2 protein-coding genes and 1 pseudogene are annotated in these 2,396 nt (G+C 69.6%); all 3 read right to left on the bottom strand.

Going from position 1 to position 2,396, the window contains the following annotated elements; all coding sequences use genetic code 11:
• Positions 1-669: ABC transporter substrate-binding protein (locus OP79_RS48705; RefSeq protein WP_033329667.1), on the bottom strand; the 669-nt coding region annotated here is incomplete at its 3' end.
• 211 nt (positions 670-880) lie between these two features.
• Positions 881-2,176 (bottom strand): sulfate adenylyltransferase subunit 1, encoded by a 1,296-nt coding sequence (locus OP79_RS48700; protein ID WP_033329666.1) that lies wholly within the window; start codon positions 2,174-2,176, stop codon positions 881-883.
• A 9-nt stretch (positions 2,177-2,185) separates the two neighbouring features.
• A pseudogene (locus OP79_RS48695) lies at positions 2,186-2,396 on the bottom strand (sulfate adenylyltransferase subunit CysD); the annotation flags it as partial.

The raw sequence follows: 2,396 nt of genomic DNA, 5'->3' as shown, positions 1-2,396 counted from the left end.
CAGCTTGGACGCGGTCGGCTCCGGCACCCACGCACCGTCGATGGAGCCGGACTTGTAGGCGTCCGGGGTGATCTTGTTGTCCGTGCGGACCACGGACACATCGCCCTTGCCGCTCTCCGCGTCGACCTTCCAGCCCTTCTCCGCGATCCAGTTGAGGAACGCGACGTCCTGGGTGTTGCCGAGCTGCGGTGTCGCGATCTTCTTGCCCTTGACGTCCTTCAGGGACTTGGTCTTGTCCGGATTCACCACGAGCTTCACGCCACCGGAGGCGGAACCGCCGATGATGCGCAGACCCTTGCCCTCGGTCGTCGAGTAGCCGTTGATCGCGGGCGACGGACCGATCCAGCCGATGTCGATGGAACCCGAGTTGAGCGCCTCGATCTCGGAGGGGCCGGCGTTGAACTGCGAGTACGTGGCCTGCGTGCCCCCCAGCTCCTTCTGGAGCAGCCCCTTCTCGTCACCGACGAGTGCCGTGGCGTGGGTCAGGTTCGGGAAGTAGCCGATCCTGACGGTGTCGGCGGAGAGTTTCTTGCCCTGGGCGGCGACGTTCGCCGTGCCGTTGTCCTTGGCCTGGGAGCCGTACCCGCAGGCCGGCGCGGCGAGCGCCAGCAGCGGCACGGCCACCACCACGGCGAGGCCGCGGCGGAGGGCGGAGTTCATGGCAGGCACGGGAGGGGTTCCTCTCGTCGGCCCGGCGGTCACGCTCTCAGGTCGTGGCCGGGGGATCGGCAGGGGGTTTTCGTCGGTACGGGGCGCGCCGGCAATGCGCGTACGCCATCACACACATCGCGCCACTCCGCCCTGCCCGCTTCCGAGAGCACCGCTGCCCACGCGGCCACCCTCCTTCGCGAACGTCGAGAAGAAGTCATCGGTGGTCATGTCAGAAGTCCCAGCCGTCGTCGTCGGCCGCGGCCTTCACCGGTTCCGGCGAGGCGAAGGACTCGCCGACCATGCCCGCGGTCAGCGTGGTGCCGTCGGCCGGGTCGATCAGGATGAACGAGCCGGTGCGCCGGGAGTCGGCGTACGCGTCGACCGGCAGCGGCTCGGCGGTACGGATCTTCACCCGGCCGATGTCGTTGGCGACCAGGTGCCCCGGGTGCGGGTGCAGGGACAGGTCGTCGAGGGTCAGCCGGGACGGGATGTCCTTGACGATCGCCTTGACCGTGCGGGTGCCGTGCTTGAGCAGCACACGGTGGCCGATGGTCAGCGCCGCGTCCGCGACGTGGCACACGGTCGCCTCGATGTCCTGCGTGGTCGCGGGCGCGTCCTTGCTGGGCACGATCAGATCGCCGCGCGAGATGTCGATGTCGTCCTCAAGGAGGACCGTCACCGACTGCGTCGTCCACGCCACGTCCACCGGCTCGCCCAGCAGATCGATCCCGGAGATCTTCGACGTACGGCCCGAGGGCAGCACCGTGACCTCCTCGCCGACGCGGAAGGCACCGGCCGCGATCTGGCCCGCGTAGCCGCGGTAGTCCGGGTGCTCGGCGGTCTGCGGGCGGATCACGTACTGCACGGGCAGACGTGCGTGGCAGGTGGCCAGGTCGTGGGTGACCGGGACCGTCTCCAGGTGCTCAAGGAAGGTCGGGCCGCCGTACCAGTCCATGTTCGCGGACGGATCCACCACGTTGTCCCCGGCGAGCGCCGAGATGGGGATCGCGGTGATCTCGGGGACGCCCAGTTCGGAGGCGTACGCCGTGAACTCCTCGGCGATCGCGGCGAACACGGTCTCCTGGTAGTCGACGAGGTCCATCTTGTTGACGGCCAGCACCACGTGGGGGACGCGCAGCAGGGCCGCGATCGCGGCGTGCCGGCGGGTCTGCTCGACGACGCCGTTGCGGGCGTCGACCAGGATCACCGTCAGCTCGGCCGTGGAGGCACCCGTCACCATGTTGCGGGTGTACTGCACGTGGCCGGGGGTGTCGGCGAGGATGAACCGGCGGCGGGCGGTGGCGAAGTAGCGGTACGCCACGTCGATCGTGATGCCCTGCTCGCGCTCGGCCCGCAGCCCGTCCGTGAGCAGCGCGAGGTCGGGTGCGTCCTGACCGCGGCTGCGCGAGGCGTGTGCGACGGCCTCCAGCTGGTCGGTGAGGACCGACTTGGAGTCGTGCAGCAGTCGTCCGACGAGCGTGGACTTGCCGTCGTCGACGGACCCCGCGGTCGCGAACCGCAGCAGGGTCGTCCCTTAGAAGTACCCCTCGCGCTTGCGGTCTTCCATCGCGGCCTCGGACAGCTTGTCGTCCGCGCGGGTCGCGCCCCGCTCGGTGAGCCGGGAGGCGGCGATCTCCGTGATCACCGCGTCCAGCGTGGTGGCGTCGGAGTCCACGGCACCGGTGCAGGACATGTCACCCACCGTGCGGTAGCGCACCAGGCGCTTCTCGACACTCTCACCGTCC

Source organism: Streptomyces yerevanensis, assembly GCF_000716805.1.
Taxonomy (GTDB): domain Bacteria; phylum Actinomycetota; class Actinomycetes; order Streptomycetales; family Streptomycetaceae; genus Streptomyces; species Streptomyces flaveus.
The sequence above is the reverse complement of the archived record's forward strand: the minus strand, read 5'-3'. Positions and strand labels throughout refer to the sequence as shown.